The organism is Photorhabdus sp. RM71S (genome assembly GCF_042879355.1).
Lineage (GTDB): Bacteria > Pseudomonadota > Gammaproteobacteria > Enterobacterales > Enterobacteriaceae > Photorhabdus > Photorhabdus kayaii.
On record NZ_JBHFKV010000004.1, the window covers coordinates 24,174 to 45,155 of the forward strand.

Consider the following 20,982-nt stretch of genomic DNA (forward strand, 5'->3'; position numbering starts at 1 on the left):
CAAATTTGTTGGTATGGTTTTATTAAAAATTGAGTGATGCAGACCAATAAACGACCCAGTGGTCTGGTCTGAGATGATTGGGATAAATTAGTGGTTTTCCTATTGTGATCGTCTGATTCATCCTACTGTGATTGAATGAAATACCTAGTGATGTTCCCGTGACATTACCTCCTTCGATTTGTCTTTTTTTATTATTCTCCAGCCAGCCTGTATCCAGTGCACTATTTAAAGAAAGTTCACCCAATAAAGGGAGCCTGGTTAATTTCCAGTTGAATTCATTGCGCCAATATCCACCATTATTCCCGATGAGATTTTGTTCTTTAAATCCTCGGACGGAATATTGTCCGCCTAATGAAAGGCGTTCACCGGCATAAAGATTATCCGGAGTAAACTGTCCATACAGGGAGGTCAGGTAATAAATATCTTCCGTGACAGGAATAAAATAACTACTGCTCAGGCTAAATTTACGAAACTGACTCTTGGGGGCGTTGCGGTCGCCGGAATTATCTTTAGTTGCTCCCCAGCCAGTTAACCCATGGTTGAACGTTGGGTTGAATGTAAGATAACCTCCTGCCAGAACAGTACTGTAGTTAGCTCCCAAGCTGGCAGTGTTTAATGTCGGGCTGCTAACGGATAACTTGACTCCAGCCGTAACATTGGAAGTTTGGCGACGGACTAATCCCATATTCAGGGTCAGTTTTTGCTGACCATCACGGTATAACGTCCGGTTTATTTTTAATTGGTTAGTTTGTCCTTTGCTTTCATGGCCGGCATTGAATGTATCTGCGGATATCATTTGAAATGAGCTGTTCCTGGCATACTGATAATCAAATGACCAGTAACCATAAGGGATTGTCACTCCTGATGTTACACTCCAGCTCTGATGGTTATTGCGAAAGTCACTGTTACGATTGGCGGAGATTGACCACAGGTCTGCAAGGCGCAGTGGATTATCCAGTCCTAAAGTGGTATTAATTTGTTCTTGTCCGGTATTTTTCTGCCCACTGTTATTTATTCCCAGGCTGGCATGAACAGGCAATTGGGAAGTCGTTCGTTTTAAAATAACGTCAGAATAACCGGGCTGTTTAGCCGGTTGGATATCAATGGTTATTTGCTGGGAAGGTAGTCGGTTTAACTGCTCCATGCCTTGTTCAATATCCCTCAGATTAAGGGGCTTTCCAGGCATATCTGGAAAAACCATTTTCAGGGCAAGGAGCGTCTCACCGTCAAGCTGGATTGTGCCTACTTTTCCTTCCGTAACCGTAATGATCAGAATGCCGGTGGATAAATCCTGTCCTTTTAATCCGGCAAGTGAAGTCACATAACCTTTTTCTATATAGGTATTTGATACCTTGCGGACTAATTCATTAATTTTACCGGCAGTCAGGCAACGGGATAAGTAAGGTTTGGATAATACCTGTTGCACTGATGCCGAGAGATTTTCTGCGCCTTCAAACTGAATTTTGTAAATAGGATGGCAGAACGATCCTTCATCGTCAGATGTCGATGTTGTGAGTGGTGATAACGTAACGCTATTACGGATGTCATCACGTTGTTGTTGCGCTTGTTGTAACAAATCTTTTTGTTGCTGGGTAATGGCATCTTGATCAACAGGGCTGATTAATGATGATGCCGTTGACTTCCCTGAAATGGCTAACAGCGCAAGGATCAATAAACCAGCAGAATGAACAGAAATTCTGCCCGGAGAATAAAGGGACATAATAAATTACATGTATAAGAAAATGGCGCCGCATTATATAGAAATGTAAATTTAAAACAATAGTTTTGTGTTTTTTATAAATCTGGTCGTTTTTTAAATAATGTGTATAAATTAATCTTAATTTGGTTGGCATTTGATCTGACATCTTGTTTATGGCGTGATTATAATTTTTAGGTAAACTGTTCTAAATAAGATTACAAAATAGCGCTACATCTTATATCACTCATAATTCTATTTATAATAATGGGTTGAAGATGGTCATGTGTGGTATAATTATGTGAATCCACTAGTGGTTATTATTTTTATATATAATGTTTGAATGCTAATAAATTATTTATTTTATATATTATTGAAATTGTTTTTTAAATTTTTCTATATTGATCTTGATGTGTTTAAATAAGATAAATAAGGTTTCATAATTCCGCTACACGTGGTTTTCTTCAACCCATTTTTATACATAGGGTTGTTAGTAGATAAGGTGTAGCACCATTTTGGAAAGTTATTTATTTCCCAATTTAATGATTGTGTAATTTGTATTTTTTGATTTAATAATCTATCCTTGCTTAAGGAAGGCAATAATAGTTAATTGAATTAAATAATTTATATTGTAATGCTCTATTGTTATTAATTTCTTATTTATGCCTGAATTGTGATTTATACCCGTTATCTTTCAAGCTGCCTCTTTGTTGGCTGCACTCGCTCACCCCGGTCACATAGTTATCTATGCTCCCGGGGATTCACTCCCTTGCCGTCGCGATGCATCTTGAAATCCATAGGGTATAGATTATTATTTATGTCGTAAATTGTATTTCAATTTAATAATAACGAAATTTATTTTTGTTCCATTTAGTGCTAAAACCATAAATCAAGTAAGGAGAGAAATATGAATTTGAATAAAAAGGTTTTCTTTATTTCGCCATTTTTATTAGTTATTAGCAGTTTCAGTATGGCCTGTATGGACAGGGCTAACGCATCAAAGCTCATTATATAAACAAACTCAAGGATTCGAATAAATAATCATCATTTAAACAACAGAGCCTGCGTTTATTTTCCATACTTAAATTACGGGATTTATTCTGTTTCAGCATGTTCAAAATCCATTTTCGTAGTACAGCTAAATTTTCACCGGCAAATCCCATCCGGGCCTGGAGTTTATCTTCTCGAAACGCAACATCAAGTGACCAGTGTAAATGATTCTCCACCGACCAGTGAGAGCGTATCGCTTGCAAGGCTTTCTCCGCATTCATTGGCTGGCTACTGATATAAAATCGCACAAAATCATGCCCACGTCCTTTTTCTGTCCGTTCAGATTGGACTGCTATTATCGTCTTTGCTTTCCATTTCTGACAAATGGGCATCTGCTCACCCACAGGGAATTGCCCGCATCGGCGATGTTCCCGGCGACCATGCTGATCATCAAATTGTTCGCAGAAAGAGGGGCCGGCAATATCTTTTGCCGTATTCGCCCAAAAAGCGTGAAATTGCGCGCTGACTTCAGCAGCCAGTGTCGGCTGATTATCTTTGACTGCCAGCAAATAATCCGCGGATTTTTCCAGAATAATCTCGGCGATTTTTGTTTGCGTTCCCGCCGCATCAATGCTCACAAGACATCCTTCCAGCGCCAATAATTGGAGAAGTTCAGGAATGGCTTTTATTTCATTGGATTTTTTCTCCACTTTTTGTTGCCCAAGGCAGAGGCCCAGTTCAGTTGACCAGACATTGACGGTATGGATACGATTAGCTCCCCGACCTTTTGCTGTTGCCCTTAACGCCTTACCGTCAACCGCCAGTTGCCCTGAAAGACCTTCCTTTTTCAAAATATGACTCACCCATTCCTGAAACAATGATTGCAGGGTACTGGCTGGCATAATGGCAAAAATCCGGTTAAAGGTGTCATGTGAGGGAACTCCATTTGCCAGGGTTAACCAACGCTTAAACCATTTTTCGCGTTCCTGAGCAAAGAGCGCAATTTCGGACCCGGTATCAAAACCACACATCATGGCACAGAGTGTCATAAAAATGACCTCAGATAGCACATGAGAACATTTGGCTTGTTGACGTGGGTCAGGTAAGGCTTCAAGGTAGTCAAACAGGGCTTTCTGAGTCATAAATAAGGCCATTATTACGGGAAGTTGTGGATAAATAACGGCAAACAGATAAGATTGCAACAAGAATAAAACGTGGCTTATTTTGTACGGTTGATTCGTCATCTTATAGATAAAAAATGATCATGCGTTAGCCCTGAGAGTTCTGATCTTGGAACAGGCACTGAGTTCAATTTTTTATCCAGAGTTCAGATTAATTATCAACCTTAAATTTGTGCAGATAAATATAAAGTGCCGCAATATGCGGCACGATTAAATTATTTTTTGCAGTTCATTACGTGCAGCCTGAACCAGAAAACCACTTCTGCTGCCATATTCAGGATGGTCATGTACAATGGTATCAATACGATGTAATAAACGATGTGGCAAGGTAATATTGATTCGTTCTGCTCTGCCATCGAATTTATCCATATTGATGTCGACTAAGATCCATTGACCATCAATATATTTGCCAATATTTTCAGCCAGATGTTCTTGCATTGTTTTGGCCTTAGGCAGCTTTGATTCATTTTGCGTTAATAATTCAAAATGTACCTCAATAGCACTTTTAGCATCTTGCCAGGCTTCTTCGAGTGTATCGCCAGCAAAATAACAGCCAGCTACATCAGGAAACCAGCCGCTTGCACTGCCGTCTGTGTCAACTTCGATAAGAGCGGGATATAACATGTTTTTTCTCCTGATTTGAGTGTTTCTGGTTACTTCATTTGGGAACACGATATTTAATAAGTTGGCATGATTTTCCAATCTTATATCTTTCCGGGGATAAAAAGAAAATAAAAGGGCCAAATCCAGTGAAGTACAGGATTCAGCCTTTATCAGTCATTAATCTGCTATGGAATAAGAAACGGTTACGCTTCACCCTGTGCTGATTGAATCGCAGTTAGTGCAACCGTGTAAACAATATCGTCTACCAAAGCGCCACGGGACAAATCGTTCACCGGCTTACGCATACCTTGCAGCATTGGTCCGATTGAAACCAGATCCGCAGAACGTTGTACCGCTTTGTAGGTGGTGTTGCCAGTGTTCAGATCAGGGAAGATGAACACGGTAGCTTGACCGGCAACCGGTGAGTTTGGTGCTTTGGATTTCGCCACGTCTGCCATAATAGCGGCGTCGTATTGCAATGGGCCATCAATGATCAGGTCTGGACGTTTTTCCTGTGCCAAACGGGTCGCTTCGCGAACTTTCTCAACATCACTGCCTGCACCGGAGTTGCCGGTAGAGTAGGAGATCATGGCAACACGTGGTTCAATACCGAATGCTTTAGCTGAATCCGCCGATTGAATGGCGATTTCAGACAGTTGTTCAGCAGTCGGATCTGGGTTGATTGCACAGTCTCCGTAAACCAGAACTTGTTCTGGCAATAGCATAAAGAATACGGATGATACCAGCGAGCTACCCGGTGCAGTTTTGATTAACTGCAATGGTGGACGGATTGTGTTTGCCGTGGTGTGTACCGCACCGGAAACCAAACCATCAACTTCGCCCTGTTCCAGCATCAACGTACCCAGAACAACGTTGTCTTCCAGTTGTTCACGCGCAACGACTTCGGTCATGCCTTTGTTTTTACGCAATTCAACCAGACGTGAGACATAACGCTCACGTACAGCAACTGGATCAACAATTTCAATACCTGCACCCAGTTCTACGCCTTGAGCCGCGGCAACACGACGGATCTCTTCTGGAGCACCCAATAGAACGCATTGCGCGATACCGCGATCAGCACAGATAGATGCTGCTTTCACAGTACGAGGTTCGTCACCTTCCGGCAGAACGACGCGTTTGCCCGCTTTGCGCGCCAGTTCGGTTAATTGATAACGGAATGCGGGTGGAGAGAGGCGGTGTGGGCGCTCAGAGTTTGCTGTCAGGGAGTCGATCCACTCTTTGTTGATATGGTGTGCGACGTAGTTTTGCAGTTTTTCGATGCGTTCACGGTCATCTGCCGGGACTTCCAAGCTGAAACTTTGCAGGCTCAGGGAAGTCTGCCAAGTGTTGGTATCAACCATAAAGACGGGTAGGCCAGTGCTGAAGGCACGTTCACACAATTGCTTAATCGGCTCGTCGATGGCATAGCCACCGGTCAGCAGAATTGCACCGATTTCAACCCCATTCATAGCCGCCAGACAGGCTGAAACCAGAACGTCTGGACGATCAGCCGAAGTGACCAGCAGAGAACCGGGACGGAAGTGCTCTAACATGTGTGGAATGCTGCGTGCACAGAAAGTCACAGATTTCACACGGCGGGTTTTGATTGCGCCTTCGTTGATAATACGGGCGTTCAGGTGTTTTGCCATATCAATTGCTCGGGTTGCAATCAGGTCAAAACTCCACGGAATGCAACCCAGGATTGGCAATGGGCTATTTTTGAACAGCGTGTTCGGATCAATGTTGGATACGATGGCTTTTGAGGATTCGTCAAAGATTTCTGACAGATCCGGACGGGTACGGCCTTGATCATCAACCGGCGCATTCAGTTTGTTAATAATAACACCGGTAATGTTCTGGTTTTTGCTGCCGCCAAATTCAGCACGAGCCAGTTCAACACGTTCTTTCAACTGCTTAGGGGAATCGTTACCTAGCGCCAATACGAATACGATTTCAGCGTTCAGGGTCTTGGCAATTTCATAGTTGAGAGACTGGGCGAATGAATGTTTGCGGGTTGGAACCAGACCTTCAATCAGAATGACTTCTGCGTTTTTGGTGTTTTCGTGGTAAAGAGCCACGATCTTTTCCATCAGCACATCTTTCTGATTGGTTGTCAGCAAAGATTCCACATGCGCCATGTCCAGCGGTTCAGCGGTCTTTATGCTGGAATGAGAGCGGATGATGGTGGTGGTTTGATCTTGGGTGCCACAGCAACGGGGTTGGGCGATAGGTTTGAAAACACTCAGGCTGACGCCTTTTTGCTCCATTGAGCGGATTACACCTAAACTAACACTGGTCAAGCCGACGCTGGTGCTAGTAGGGATTAACATAATTGTACGGGACACGGAAACCTCTTTACGGTTGCTCGTTGGTCAAAAATAGTACCGCCAGCAGTGGCTAGCGGTTGGTAAAGTTACTACGCGGTCAGGCGCGCTGCATCTTGAGCGATCACCAATTCTTCATTGGTTGGGATCACTAAAGCAGGACGGCTGTTGTCAGTAGTGATAGCACCGGATTTACCGAAGCGGGCCGCCAGGTTACGGTCGTGATCGTATTCGAAACCTAACAGGGCCAGTTTTTTCATCACCTGTTCACGAACCAGTGCGGAGTTTTCACCAATCCCACCGGTAAAGATAATGGCATCCAAACGGCTTTCCATCAGTGCGGAATAAGCACCAACGTATTTAGCCAGACGGTGGCAGTAGACATCCATAGCGCGTTTAGCATCGGCTTTGGTTTCATAGTTATCTTCTATATAACGGCAATCACTGGTGACTTCGGTCAGACCTAGCAAGCCAGATTCTTTGGTCAACAGTTTGTTGATTTGTTCAACGCTCATGCCCAGTGAATCATGCAGATGGAAAATGATCGCTGGGTCGATGTCACCACTGCGGGTACCCATTACCAGACCTTCCAATGGTGTCAATCCCATAGAGGTGTCAACACACTGACCATTAACGATAGCCGAGATAGAGCCACCATTACCCAAGTGGCAGACGATAACATTCAGCTCTTCAACCGGTTTGTTGAGCGTTTTTGCGGCTTCACGGGAAACGAAGAAGTGGCTGGTTCCATGAGCGCCATAGCGACGAATGCCGTGCTCTTTATACAGGTTGTATGGCAGGGCATAGAGGTAAGCCTCTTCTGGCATGGTTTGATGGAAAGCGGTGTCGAATACGGCAACGTTTTTGTCAGCCAGGTGCGGGAATCCTTTTTTCGCTTCTTCGATGCCAATCAGGTGAGCAGGGTTATGCAATGGTGCGAATGGAACCGCATCTTTAATCCCTTGAATGACTTCATCATTGATGGTAACGGATGCCGTGAATTTTTCACCGCCGTGAACAATGCGGTGGCCGATTGCGGCGATTTGATCAGAAAGTTCTGGTTTTTCGACCAGAATCGTATTAACAATAAAGTTCAATGCTTCACTGTGGGCTGCACCAGCACCTAAAGCGGCTTCATGTTTTGCGCCATCCATTTTCCACTTAATGCGGGCTTCAGGCAGGTTAAAACATTCAGCTAGACCAGAAAGATATTCTTCACCGTTAGCAGGATCGATGATAGCAAATTTCAGAGAAGAGCTACCGCAATTGAGGACCAGTACCAGCTTACTTGACATGGAAGTACCTATATCGTGTTTGTCATTGAGTCTTACAGATAAGACATGTGATTAATAAAACGTCAATTACTCATCAGCGTAGAGCATATAGTGATGACATTAAATGATTAACATCATGCTAAGTGCAAAGAGCATGATGATAAGGTTTAAATTTTCAAAACCCCTTTTTTGTCTGCTCTGATGTTAAGGGATAGCGTGATTTGTTAACAAAATGAGCCTAAGTGCAGTAAAAAAGGTAAAATATGCCGCTTTGCTGCTGTGTATAACATAAAAGTGAATGTAGGATACCGATAGCTAGCAGCAAAGACAAAATATACTTAATCCTACAAAAAATATTTTATCAGTTACAATGTTTTTTTAAAAAATGTGTTTTTAATTGATTGAGGTCATGATGAGCGCAATACCTCCCACCAGTAACGGATGGCTGAGAAAGATGCAACTGGGACAGCAATACATGAAAACTTGGCCGATTGAGAAACAGTTGGCACCCATGTTTCCTGAAAATCGGATTATTAAGGCAACCCGCTTTGGTATCCGGTTTATGCCGCCGTTGGCTATTTTTACTCTGACGTGGCAAATCGCACTGGGTGGTCAGCTTGGTCAGCTTGGTCCAGCGGTGGCGACGGCACTGTTCGCGTGTAGTTTACCGATGCAAGGGTTATGGTGGTTGGGGAAACGGGCATCAACCCCGTTACCCGCGGCATTGCTGAAATGGTTTCATGAAATCCGTGATAAATTTGCCGCAGCGGGTATCGCAATGGCACCTTTGCAGCAAACGCCAACTTATCAATCTCTCGCAGAACTGCTGAAACGCGCATTTAAACAACTCGATCGTTCGTTTCTTGATGATATTTGAACCAGGAGAAACCTGTTGCTAGATTATTGCAGTCAATGTACTGGAAAATCAGAGATGATGGTTCATGACGAAAAGTGGACACATTGTTGATCGCAACCGGGGATTTTCTCTTAATAAAATGGTCTACTAGCCAAGCTTTTGACATTAATATCTTCTTTTTTGTTGATAGAGGCCATTTTGAATAGCGAGCTCTTGTGGGTGTTGACCCTGCTACTGATAGCTATTGTTCTTTTTACTACCAATAAACTGCGCATGGATATTGTTGCATTATTGGTAATTATCGCGTTTGTCATGAGTGGAACGTTGACGCTCGGTGAAGCGACCAGCGGTTTTAGTGATCCCAATGTGTTGCTGATAGCTGCCTTGTTTGTTATTGGTGAAGGATTGGTAAGAACTGGCGTTGCTTATCAAATGGGGGATTGGCTGGTAAGAGCCGCCGGAAACAGCGAAACCAAAATGCTGGCATTACTGATGATGACTGTTGCAGGGCTTGGTGCTTTTATGAGCTCTACAGGGGTGGTCGCGATTTTCATTCCGGTGGTGCTCAGTGTTGCGGTAAGGATGAAAATTTCGCCGGGGCGGTTGATGATGCCCTTGAGTTTTGCCGGGCTTATCAGTGGCATGATGACATTGGTAGCGACACCACCCAATATGGTGGTTAACAGTGAGTTGATACGGGAAGGGCTTCCCGGTTTTAAATTCTTCTCTATTACACCTATTGGTATTTTGATTCTGTTTGCCGGTATTGGTTATATGCTGATCGCTCGCCATTGGTTGGGCAATAATCAATCAGATAAAGGCCATGATAAATGGCATCGTCGTACTTTCCGTGACCTTATCCGCGACTATAAATTATCAGGTCGCGCACGTCGCCTGGCGATCCGCCCAGGTTCCCCGCTGATAGGTCTCTCTCTTGATGAGTCAAATTTGCGTGCTCGCTACGGGGCTAATGTCGTTGGTATCGAGCGTTGGCGGCGTTTCCGGCGCGTTATGGTCAGTGCGATGGGCAATACAGAATTGAGAGAACGGGATGTGTTGCTGGTTGATATGTCAGACAGTGAGGTGGATCTGCGTCAATTTTGCAGTGAGCAATTATTAGAACCGATGGTACTGCGCGGGGAGTATTTCTCTGAACAATCTCGTAACGTAGGTATGGCTGAAGTCTCTCTGATCCCGGAGTCGGATTTATTGGGTAAGTCACTGCGGGAAATAGGTTTTCGTACCTGCTATGGTTTGAATGTTGTTGGTATTCGACGTGATGGTGAATCGTTGTCGGGTAAACTGGTTGATGCGCCACTGCAACTTGGCGATATTTTGCTGGTTATTGGTGACTGGAAACTGATACGTATCCTGCAAACCAAAATGCGCGATTTTATTGTCCTTAATCTGCCGGTTGAGATCGAAGAGGTGGCTCCGGCAACGTCTCAAGCGCCACATGCGCTTTTTAGCTTGGCACTGATGGTAGCCATGATGCTTACCGATGAAGTACCCAATGTGATTGCCGCATTGATAGCTTGCCTGTTGATGGGAAAATTCCGTTGTATTGATATGGAAAGTGCGTACCGCTCTATTCATTGGCCCAGTATTATCCTGATTGTCGGGATGATGCCGTTTGCTCTGGCATTACAGAAAACGGGCGGGATTGAGCTGATTGTCCGTGGCTTGATGGATATTGCGGGTGATATGGGGCCGAGGGTGATGCTGGTATGTCTGTTTATACTTTGTGCCGTAATCGGCTTGTTTATTTCTAATACGGCAACGGCGGTATTAATGGCGCCGATAGCTATTGCTGCTGCACGTGAAATGGCAGTATCGCCCATGCCATTTGCCATGATTATTGGTGTGGCAGCTTCCGCCGCATTTATGACCCCGGTTTCGTCCCCAGTGAATACGCTGGTTCTTGGCCCCGGTGGTTATAAGTTTTCCGATTTTGTCCGTTTGGGCGTGCCATTTACCCTACTGGTGATGGTAATAAGTGTGCTGGTCATCCCTTGGTTGTTTCCATTTTAATGTGGAATATCAAGGCTAATTTCGTCCAATGACAGGCTGAATCCCGGTACAAAAACTTTCATAAAGTAATCCATCTCCTGGCTGTGACGATCAGCCAGGGTTTTTTCAAGTCGGGCTATCGCCAGATTGAATTCATGGTTACCTGCCGATAACTCTTCCAGACATTTGAGGTAAGCACACAGGGAATCGGCCTGTTTAATGATAAAAGTTTCTTCTGTTGTATGCTGGCTGTCATCTAGGATTGGACGGAAATCCTCTTGTAGCTCTGTTGGCAGCATTTCCAGTAATTTTTTCTGCGCGATTTTTTCTATTTTTTTGTATTCCCGTGCAATATGTGGATTGTGATATTTGACCGGAGTGGGTAAATCTCCGGTAATAACTTCGCTGGCATCGTGATACATAGCCAGCAACGCAATGCGTTCAGCATTCACATTGCCACCAAATTTGCGGTTTTTGATAATGGCTAAGGCGTGTGCGACAAAGGCCACTTGTAAGCTATGTTCCGATACATTTTCTGTACGTACATTACGCATCAGAGGCCAACGGTTAATCAGTTTCAAACGGGAAAGGTGGGCAAAAAAGTGGCTCATAATCATCTCTTACAGTAAATATTGTTTTTATTGTGAGCGGTGGATAGGGGTAAAGTAAACCTTAAAATCGTTTCTTGTTTTTATACCTTATTTTCATAGGGAAATCTGCTATTTATCTAAACGGGTATCCAGACTGTATAGCAAGGTTGATATGATTAATTTAAATTTATTATTAACTGGCAATGTTATAATCGTAATAGATATCTTTTTTAAAGGAAATTTATGTTTTTACTCCATTTTGCATACAGTTTATATACAAAAATTTCATATAATTTACAATAGTTTGTTATTCATCCAGGCGTTCTCTTTTATTAAGTTTAATAAATGCAATGTTTAATTCTTTTATATCTTGCTAATGCCTTATATAATCGCTGCAAAAATCGTCCATAAAAATAAAAAAATTAGTCTGTGTTACCGGTAAAAAATGAAAATTTATTGACCTTATTTTGCAGAGAGTGGTTATTGGATATCAATAAAGAGAGTTATGGACGTGGTTATCAAGGATTTCTATCTGACAGGTGAGGTTTTCACCAGTGAAGAAAAAGTGGGTAGGCGAGACTTATCGGAATAGAAGAAATAAGTTTTCGCCTATTCCGATAGAACGCATGGTATGAATAATGTCCGTTATCAGCGATATTTTTCTATACCCGTTATCCTTCAAGTTGCCTCTTTAGTTGGCTGCACTCGTTCACCCCGGTCACATAGTTACCTATGCTCCCGGGGCTTCACTCCCTTGCCGTCGTGATGCATCTTGAAATCCATAGGGTATATAAACGGTTCTTATTTTTACTGATGATATTTGCCAATAAATCGGGCGAATTTCTGAATTGCCATCTCTAGTTCATCAAGCCTTGGTAGGGTCACGATGCGGAGATGGTCAGGTTCCGGCCAGTTAAATGCGGTTCCCTGCACTAACAAGACCTTCTCTTGTAATAAAAGGTCAAGCACCATCTTCTGGTCATCGTGAACATTAAAACGTTTCGCATCAATTTTTGGAAACATATATAAAGCGCCTTTAGGTTTCACGCAGGAAACGCCGGGGATTTGATTAATTAATTCCCATGCTCGGTTACGCTGCTCATACAAACGGCCACCAGGTAAAATGAATTCACTGATACTTTGGTAACCGCCTAAAGCAGTTTGAATAGCGTGTTGCATTGGCACATTGGCACATAAACGCATTGATGCCAGCATCTCCAAGCCTTCAATGTAGCTCTTAGCGTGTTTCTTCGGGCCATTTAATACCATCCAGCCTTGACGAAAACCTGCAACCCGATATGTTTTGGATAATCCATTAAATGTTACCGTTAACAGATCAGGCGCGAGGGCAGCAATTGAATGATGTTCTGCATCGTCATATAAGATTTTGTCGTAAATTTCATCAGCAAAAATAATCAAATTGTGTTGCCGAGCTATTTCAACAACTTCCAATAGCAATTCTTTACTATATACAGCACCCGTTGGATTATTAGGGTTAATAATCACAATCCCACGTGTGCGGGGCGTAATTTTGTTGCGGATATCATTTAAGTCAGGGAACCAATCTGACCCTTCATCACACATATAATGTACGGCTTTGCCACTGGAAAGTGAAACTGCCGCAGTCCAGAGAGGATAATCAGGTGCGGGAACAAGCATTTCATCACCGGTATTCAGTAATGCTTGCATTGCCTGAACGATTAATTCAGAAACACCATTGCCGATATAAATATCTTCAACGGTCACGTCCATCATATTCCGGGCTTGATAATGTTGCATGATAGCTTTGCGTGCAGAATACAGACCTTTCGAATCTGAATAACCCTGTGCTGTTGGTAAGTTACGGATAACATCTACCAAGATTTCATCTGGTGCTTCAAAACCAAAGGGGGCTGGATTACCAATATTTAATTTGAGGACTTTATTGCCTTCTTCTTCAAGGCGTTTAGCTTCCTTGAGTACGGGGCCGCGGATATCATAACAAACATTATCCAATTTGCTGGATTTTTTAACTGCTAGCATAGAGAGTCTTACCTTATCTTGGTAAAAAAAGTCGCTTGGCATATAGCGTGTAACATTTAATGTACTCCTCCCTCTGAATGTTTTGAAGATGCATTGATATATTTGGTTAAAATGGTTGTTTTAGTAGGGGAGTTGTTATTTGAGTATCTTTTTATGTAAATTATGTCAGCGTTAAATCCTGAATTTACTGATGATATCAAATTTATAATCTGGATTGTTGTTGTTTTTTAGTGTGGGAATGGGGGTATTTTTAGCGTGATAACGGCATGGCCGGGCCATTGTGGAGAGAAAGTGAGCATAGCGCAATTTGCCAATAAAAATTGTTGTGTTTGTATAATTTATTCTTATGTATAAGATTTGGCTTGAATTGGCAATTTGGAACTATATATTTTAGAAAGATCAAACAATATTTTTGATCATTTCTGGAAACTAGTTGTAAATTTATCTGAATAGGATTATTAAACATTAGTGATATTGTAGATTTTTACTTTATATTTAGTTTTTCTGATATAACTTATGTTATTCTTTGACGTGAGTCAGAAAACAAAATAACCAAACTAGAAATCACATATAGGGTGTTGTAAATAGGGATTGTCCTCAATTTTATTTAGGAATCCGAGTAACTTTTGCTAAGAAGAGGAGAAAATAAAACCCGCAATGGGTTCAATAGGTAAAAAAACAGCAGTAAATCTTTGCCCTATTTAATAGAGTAGAGTACTGTCTAAGCGATGTTAATTTAATTTGATAGTGCTTACGTAAAAACACTAGGTTAGTTAGTAATTAAAATCAAAAAAAAGTGATGAATAAACAATGATAAATGCAAATCGTCCGATAATGAATCTCGATCTCGATCTGCTAAGAACTTTTGTTGCTGTTGCTGATTTAAATACTTTTGCAGCAGCAGCAGCAGCAGTATGCAGAACGCAATCGGCTGTAAGTCAGCAAATGCAACGTTTGGAGCAGTTGGTGGGCAGAGAGTTGTTTGCCCGTCATGGCCGTAATAAGCTTCTTACAGAGCATGGTCTTCAACTTCTTGGTTATGCAAGACAAATTCTGCGCGCTAACGATGATGCCAGCGCATCATTAACCTATAGCGATGCAGAAGGTGAACTAAGAATCGGTGCATCCGATGATACGGTGGATACACTGCTCCCTTTTTTGTTAAATCGCATCGCTTCCGTTTATCCACGGATGGCAATAGACGTCCGGATAAAGCGTACTCAGTTTATTGAAAGTATGCTGGATAGCCATGAGATCGATTTGGCGCTCACAACCGCAAAAATCAGTCATCATCCAAGGACTGTTCTGCGTTCAACACCAGTATTATGGCATTGTGCTCCTGATTTCCAGCTACAGTCAAATGAACCTGTGCCACTGGTTGTGATGGATGAAACCAACCCATTCCGTCAGTTAGCGTTGGATACGCTGGATGAGGTGGGAGTATCGTGGCGGATTGCTTATGAAGCCGCTTCTCTGTCGGCAGTTCGCACGGCAGTGAATGCAGAAGTCGGTATTACTGCTCGTCCTTTGGAAATGCAAAATGCTGATCTGCGTATTTTAGGGGAGAGTGAAGGGCTTCCTCGTTTACCTGAAACCCAGTTCTCTCTGTATAGACATAGTAATGAACAAAATGAATCTGTTCTTACGGTTTTTAGTGCAATAGAGAATAAGAAAACGCCATACGTGGTAACGAGTGTTTCTGAAGAACTTCCTGATGATGACGATATTATTGATGAGTAATATCTGAAACACTTCCCTTTGCTAATACCTCCATTATGGATGGAAGGAGGTATTAGCTCCTCGAATATATTTATAAGTAATCATCAACTAAATTCACCTTATTCTGTTGTTATCGTAATCATTAAATATACGGTAGCATTTTTCTTAACACCCCCTGATTTGGTTAACAAATTGTTATATTGTTAACAAGGTAATAATTTGCTGAATTGATAAAATAAGTATTTCTGTAGTGAACGGGAACTTTTCTCGTCGCGAATGGATAAAAAATATAATTTCTTCAGATTTGAATGAATTATCATCAGTAGTAAAATTTTTTTCTGTCAAATTGTGTACTTGATCAAAGAAATACTCCCTATGTAGCAGTGGAAAGGCAGGTTTTTCCTGAGATAATGATGTGGTAAAAGCGAATTATCGGTTAAACTAGTTGCCGCCACTGTTCGCATGCCAGTTGACTGACACGTTTTAGCAGTGCGGCAGCACGATTCGTTAAGACTAAGTTTGTTGTTTGTAAATAAATGTTAGATTAATTTTGTCATAACAGACAAAATATTGTTGAGAGGAGTAAAAACCAAGAAGATTCACTCCATCAATCATTGATTAACAGTGTTTCAGATTTGGTTGTTACCCCTTCCCTTGAATCGATGTGGTGCAACACTGCCAGACAAAAGAGCAGACACTTTTGACACCACTTTTGATGAGTAAGCAATGAGTATGTCAACATCCACTGAACTCTTTGCCCATCACTGGGCATTCGCGGTATTTCTTTTAGGTGCTTTCGGTCTGTGTGCTTTGATGCTGTTAGGGGCATTTTTCTTGGGCGGAAGAGCGAAAGCCCGGGCAAAACATGTCCCTTATGAATCTGGTATTGATTCTGTCGGTAGTGCTCGTCTCCGTATGTCGGCCAAGTTCTATCTGGTCGCTATGTTCTTTGTCATCTTCGATGTTGAAGCTCTGTTTTTATATGCATGGTCAGTCTCTATCAAAGAGAGTGGCTGGTTAGGCTTTATCGAAGCAAGCATTTTCATTTTGGTGTTACTTGCAGGCTTGTTTTATCTGGTGCGTATTGGGGCGCTGAATTGGACGCCATCTCGTTCAAGCCGCCAGGTAAGTAAACCAAGTGTTGTGATTAACATTAACAATAGTCATCCGCAGTAATAGCGAGGCATTTAAAGATGGATTATACGCTCACCCGCATAGATCCGAACGGTGAGAATGACCGTTATCCCCTGCAAAAACAGGAAATTGTCGCAGACCCATTGGAGCAGCATGTTCACCGTAGTGTTTACATGGGCAAACTGGAGCATGCTCTGCATGATATGGTGAATTGGGGACGTAAAAACTCCCTGTGGCCCTACAACTTTGGTCTTTCCTGCTGTTATGTGGAAATGGCGACATCATTTACCGCTGTTCATGATGTCGCTCGTTTTGGCGCTGAAGTTTTACGTGCATCACCCCGCCAAGCGGATTTTATGGTGGTCGCTGGAACCTGTTTTACCAAAATGGCGCCGGTTATTCAGCGCCTGTATGACCAGATGCTTGAGCCGAAGTGGGTTATCTCTATGGGAGCTTGTGCCAACTCTGGCGGTATGTACGATATTTACTCTGTCGTTCAAGGTGTCGATAAGTTTATCCCTGTTGATGTTTATATTCCTGGCTGTCCTCCCCGTCCTGAAGCTTATATGCAAGCTCTGTTGTTGTTACAAGAGTCAATTGGCAAAGAGCGTCGTCCGTTGTCTTGGGTAGTGGGAGAGCAAGGGGTTTACCGTGCCAATATGCAGTCAGAAAGAGAACGTAAGCACGGGGAACGTATCGCGGTGAAAAATCTGCGTACGCCAGACGAAGTTTAAGAATTTGTCTTTAGACAGTAGGCGTTACTAAAGTAGCCTAATGAATGTAACCAGAGCAATGTGTTGCGATACTAATCCTGATCAAAACGAACACTGATCAAAGCGTTGTGGTGAAAAATGATGATAGATCAGATAGCGCAAGAAAGCGCCCGGCCTGCGTGGCAAACTCATGATCATCTTGATGATCCGGTCATGAGTGAGCTGCGTAACCACTTTGGCCCGAATGCCTTTACTGTTCAGCCAACCCGTACAGGTATACCCGTTGTCTGGGTGAAGCGTGAACAATTACTGGAAGTGATGACTTTCCTGAAGAAGCTGCCTAAACCTTATGTCATGTTATTCGATTTGCATGGCATGGATGAACGCCAGCGTACTTATCGCCAGGGTCTGCCAGAGGCAGATTTTTCTGTGTTTTATCACCTGCTTTCTATTGAGCGTAACCGCGATATCATGTTGAAGGTTGCCCTCAGTGAAAAAGACCTGAATCTCCCGACTGCAACTCCTCTGTTCCCAAATGCCAACTGGTATGAGCGTGAAACATGGGAAATGTTTGGTATTGTCTTTAACGGCCATCCAAATCTGCGCCGCATTATGTTGCCGCCGACTTGGGAAGGGCATCCGTTGCGGAAGGATTATCCTGCTCGTGCGACAGAATTTGATCCTTTCGAATTGACCAGACAGAAAGAAGATCTGGAAATGGAAGCACTGACTTTCAAACCAGAAGAGTGGGGAATGAAGCGGGGTACCGAGAATGAGGACTTTATGTTCCTTAACCTTGGTCCTAACCATCCCTCTTCTCATGGGGCATTTCGTATCATTCTGCAACTGGATGGTGAAGAGATTGTTGATTGTGTCCCGGATATTGGTTATCACCATCGTGGCGCGGAGAAGATGGGAGAGCGACAATCTTGGCACAGTTATATTCCCTATACAGACCGTATTGAATACTTAGGCGGTTGTGTTAACGAAATGCCTTATGTGCTGGCGGTGGAGAAACTGGCGGGAATTGACGTGCCTGACCGGGTAAAAACCATTCGCGTTATGTTGTCGGAATTGTTCCGCATTAACAGCCACCTACTCTACATCTCGACTTTCATTCAGGACGTTGGCGGGATGACACCGGTGTTCTTCGCCTTTACTGACCGTCAGAAAGTGTATGATCTGGTGGAGGCGATTACCGGTTTCCGTATGCACCCAGCGTGGTTCCGCATTGGCGGCGTTGCTCATGATTTGCCGCGTGGTTGGGATAGATTATTGCGCGATTTCCTCAACTGGATGCCCAAACGTCTTGATTCCTACGTGAAAGTGGCGCTGAAAAACAGCATCCTGAAAGGCCGTTCTATTGGAGTTGCTGCTTATAATTCCAAACAAGCTCTTGAATGGGGCACCACTGGAGCGGGTTTGCGGGCAACGGGTATCGCGTTTGATGTGCGTAAATGGCGTCCATACTCCGGCTATGAAAATTTCGATTTCGACGTGCCGATTGGTAATAACGGCGACTGTTATGACCGCGTGATGTTGAAAGTGGAAGAAGTGCGTCAGAGCTTGCGAATCTTGAAACAGTGTCTGAACAATATGCCTGAAGGTCCATTCAAAGCAGATCATCCACTGACGACGCCACCACCGAAAGAGCGTACTTTGCAGCATATTGAGACTATGATTAACCACTTTTTGCAAGTGTCATGGGGACCGGTAATGCCAGCAAATGAATCTTTCCAAATGATTGAGGCCACTAAGGGCATCAACAGCTATTATCTCACCAGCGACGGCAGTACTGTCAGTTACCGTACCCGCGTCCGTACACCGAGTTATCCGCATTTGCAGCAGATCCCATCGGTAATTCGCGGTAGCTTAGTTTCTGACCTGATCGTGTATCTGGGCAGTATTGATTTTGTTATGTCTGATGTGGATCGCTAACTATGCAAAGTGAAATTAACGCGAGTGCTCAACAAGCGCGCCTTGATGTGGTTAACGTAGCAGAGTCTCAGGCAAAAGCAGATTTTGTGCTGAGCACCGAAGAGCACGATGCTATTGAGCATGAAAAACACCACTACGAAGATCCGCGTGCCGCTTCGATAGAAGCATTGAAAATCGTACAGAAGCATCGTGGTTGGGTACCGGATGGCGCTATTTACGCGATTGCTGATGTGCTTGGTATTCCCGCTAGTGATGTGGAAGGTGTGGCAACATTCTACAGCCAGATTTACCGTCAACCTGTGGGCCGCCATATTATTCGTTATTGTGACAGCGTGGTTTGTCATATTACCGGTTATCAAGATGTTCAGGTTGCAATTGAAAAACATCTAAATATCTGTCCGGGACAGACGACGAAAGATGGGCGTTTTACGCTGTTGCCAACCTGTTGTCTGGGTAACTGTGACAAAGGCCCGACGATGATGATCGATGACGATACGCACAGTTCTGTCAGACCTGAAGAGATTGAAAAGTTACTGGAGCAGTATCCATGACAGCATATTCAGGAATAAAAGAAATTATTCGTACTGAGGAAAACCATCCTCTTACTTGGCGATTGCGTGATGACAAACAACCGGTATGGTTGGATGAGTACCGTAGCAAAAATGGTTATCGAGGTGCTGAGAAAGCACTGAAAAGCATGTCCCCAAATGAAGTGGTTTCTCTGGTAAAAGACGCAGGGCTGAAAGGCCGTGGCGGTGCAGGTTTCTCTACTGGTTTGAAGTGGAGCCTGATGCCAAAAGATGAAAGCATGAATATCCGTTATCTGCTATGTAACGCAGATGAAATGGAGCCAGGTACCTACAAAGATCGCTTGCTGATGGAGCAACTTCCTCATTTGCTGGTGGAAGGGATGTTGATCAGTGCATTTGCCCTGAAAGCTTATCGTGGCTATATCTTCCTGCGTGGTGAATATGTGGAAGCGGCTGTGCATCTGCGTAAAGCCATCGAAGAAGCTAAGGCTGCAGGTTTGTTGGGTAAAGACATTATGGGCAGCGGCTTTGATTTTGAGTTGTTTGTTCATACCGGCGCGGGGCGTTATATCTGTGGTGAAGAGACCGCACTGATTAACTCATTGGAAGGTCGCCGAGCGAATCCTCGTTCAAAACCGCCATTTCCAGCCACTTCCGGCGCATGGGGTAAACCTACTTGCGTTAACAACGTTGAAACCTTGTGCAACGTTCCTTCAATTCTCGAATACGGTAAAGAGTGGTATATCGGTTTAAGTGCAGGCAAGAGTAAAGATGCCGGTACCAAACTGATGGGTTTCTCTGGTCGGGTGAAAAATCCGGGCTTGTGGGAACTGCCATTTGGTACGACTGCTCGTGAAATTCTTGAAGATTATGCTGGCGGTATGCGTGACGGCTTGAAATTCAAAGCATGGCAGCCCGGTGGTGCAGGAACTGACTTCCTGACTGCTGAACATCTGGATCTGCCAATGGATTTCGAAAATATTGCTAAAGCGGGCAGCCGTTTGGGCACGGCCTTGGCAATGGCAGTTGACCATGAAATTAATATGGTTTCGTTGACGCGTAATCTCGAAGAATTCTTTGCCCGTGAATCTTGCGGCTGGTGTACTCCATGTCGTGACGGGTTGCCGTGGAGCGTAAAAATCCTGCGTGCAATAGAACGTGGGGAAGGGCAACCCGGGGATATTGAAACGTTGGAGCAGCTCTGTCGTTTCCTTGGGCCAGGTAATACGTTCTGTGCTCACGCACCAGGGGCCGTGGAACCACTACAGAGTGCCATCAAATATTTCCGTGATGAATTCGAAGCTGGAATTGTGACTAAAGACTATGGGAACACCCATTTCATTGCGGGTATCCAGTCAAACCTGTTAAAGCAGCGTTGGTAATGGGTTCTTCACGAAATTAG

Annotated in this window: 15 protein-coding genes; 8 read left to right on the top strand and 7 right to left on the bottom strand. The window is 43.5% G+C overall.

From position 1 onward, the window contains the following. Nucleotides 1–22: 22 nt before the first annotated feature. The 5 genes from ACGF5R_RS03360 to ackA form a co-directional block, all read right to left on the bottom strand. Nucleotides 23–1,720 carry a ShlB/FhaC/HecB family hemolysin secretion/activation protein gene (locus ACGF5R_RS03360; protein WP_262980850.1) on the bottom strand — a complete coding sequence of 566 codons (1,698 nt, stop codon included), beginning with the start codon at nt 1,718–1,720 and terminating at the stop codon, nt 23–25. Nucleotides 1,721–2,703: 983 nt separating this feature from the next. Beyond that, the gene (locus tag ACGF5R_RS03365) at nt 2,704–3,828 is read right to left on the bottom strand and encodes an ISAs1 family transposase (protein WP_262980851.1); all 1,125 of its coding nucleotides are present in this window, start codon (nt 3,826–3,828) and stop codon (nt 2,704–2,706) included. A 249-nt stretch (nt 3,829–4,077) separates the two neighbouring features. Continuing rightward, entirely contained in the window at nt 4,078–4,491 is a 414-nt protein-coding gene (locus ACGF5R_RS03370) for a type II toxin-antitoxin system HicB family antitoxin (RefSeq protein ID WP_387689757.1), read from the bottom strand. A gap of 182 nt (nt 4,492–4,673) precedes the next feature. Further along, nucleotides 4,674–6,815 (bottom strand): phosphate acetyltransferase, encoded by a 2,142-nt coding sequence (pta, locus tag ACGF5R_RS03375; RefSeq protein WP_112894040.1) that lies wholly within the window; start codon nt 6,813–6,815, stop codon nt 4,674–4,676. A gap of 71 nt (nt 6,816–6,886) precedes the next feature. Further along, the gene (gene ackA / locus ACGF5R_RS03380) at nt 6,887–8,089 is read right to left on the bottom strand and encodes an acetate kinase (RefSeq protein ID WP_112877612.1); all 1,203 of its coding nucleotides are present in this window, start codon (nt 8,087–8,089) and stop codon (nt 6,887–6,889) included. 391 nt (nt 8,090–8,480) lie between these two features. Here ackA and yfbV point away from each other — a divergent pair, with 391 nt between their 5' ends. Beyond that, a complete protein-coding gene (yfbV, locus tag ACGF5R_RS03385; RefSeq protein WP_387689760.1) occupies nt 8,481–8,945 on the top strand; it encodes a terminus macrodomain insulation protein YfbV in 465 nt (154 codons plus the stop codon). 177 nt (nt 8,946–9,122) lie between these two features. Then, the gene (locus ACGF5R_RS03390; RefSeq protein WP_112877608.1) at nt 9,123–10,955 is read left to right on the top strand and encodes an SLC13 family permease; all 1,833 of its coding nucleotides are present in this window, start codon (nt 9,123–9,125) and stop codon (nt 10,953–10,955) included. Here ACGF5R_RS03390 and yfbR read toward each other — a convergent pair. Together yfbR and ACGF5R_RS03400 are read right to left on the bottom strand one after the other, a co-directional pair. Continuing rightward, nucleotides 10,952–11,545, bottom strand: a complete 594-nt coding sequence (gene yfbR, locus ACGF5R_RS03395) for a 5'-deoxynucleotidase (RefSeq protein WP_041380177.1) — start codon at nt 11,543–11,545, stop codon at nt 10,952–10,954. The two genes, ACGF5R_RS03390 and yfbR, sit on opposite strands and share 4 nt — an antisense overlap. 786 nt (nt 11,546–12,331) lie before the next feature. After that, nucleotides 12,332–13,546, bottom strand: coding sequence for a pyridoxal phosphate-dependent aminotransferase (locus ACGF5R_RS03400; RefSeq protein WP_011147308.1), 1,215 nt, complete (start codon nt 13,544–13,546; stop codon nt 12,332–12,334). Nucleotides 13,547–14,356: 810 nt separating this feature from the next. Between ACGF5R_RS03400 and hexA the strand changes: the two genes are divergently transcribed. From hexA to nuoF, 6 genes are all read left to right on the top strand, one after another. Next, the gene (gene hexA / locus ACGF5R_RS03405; RefSeq protein WP_112877606.1) at nt 14,357–15,286 is read left to right on the top strand and encodes a transcriptional regulator HexA; all 930 of its coding nucleotides are present in this window, start codon (nt 14,357–14,359) and stop codon (nt 15,284–15,286) included. 705 nt (nt 15,287–15,991) lie between these two features. Further along, nucleotides 15,992–16,441, top strand: coding sequence for an NADH-quinone oxidoreductase subunit A (locus tag ACGF5R_RS03410; protein WP_011147306.1), 450 nt, complete (start codon nt 15,992–15,994; stop codon nt 16,439–16,441). A gap of 17 nt (nt 16,442–16,458) precedes the next feature. After that, nucleotides 16,459–17,133 carry an NADH-quinone oxidoreductase subunit B family protein gene (locus ACGF5R_RS03415; RefSeq protein ID WP_112877604.1) on the top strand — a complete coding sequence of 225 codons (675 nt, stop codon included), beginning with the start codon at nt 16,459–16,461 and terminating at the stop codon, nt 17,131–17,133. Between the two features lie 117 nt (nt 17,134–17,250). Continuing rightward, the gene (nuoC, locus tag ACGF5R_RS03420; RefSeq protein WP_387689762.1) at nt 17,251–19,050 is read left to right on the top strand and encodes an NADH-quinone oxidoreductase subunit C/D; all 1,800 of its coding nucleotides are present in this window, start codon (nt 17,251–17,253) and stop codon (nt 19,048–19,050) included. A gap of 2 nt (nt 19,051–19,052) precedes the next feature. After that, nucleotides 19,053–19,601, top strand: coding sequence for an NADH-quinone oxidoreductase subunit NuoE (gene nuoE / locus ACGF5R_RS03425; RefSeq protein WP_262980855.1), 549 nt, complete (start codon nt 19,053–19,055; stop codon nt 19,599–19,601). Beyond that, nucleotides 19,598–20,962, top strand: coding sequence for an NADH-quinone oxidoreductase subunit NuoF (gene nuoF / locus ACGF5R_RS03430; protein ID WP_112877598.1), 1,365 nt, complete (start codon nt 19,598–19,600; stop codon nt 20,960–20,962). Before nuoE ends, nuoF begins: the two co-directional genes overlap by 4 nt. Nucleotides 20,963–20,982 lie beyond the last annotated feature (20 nt).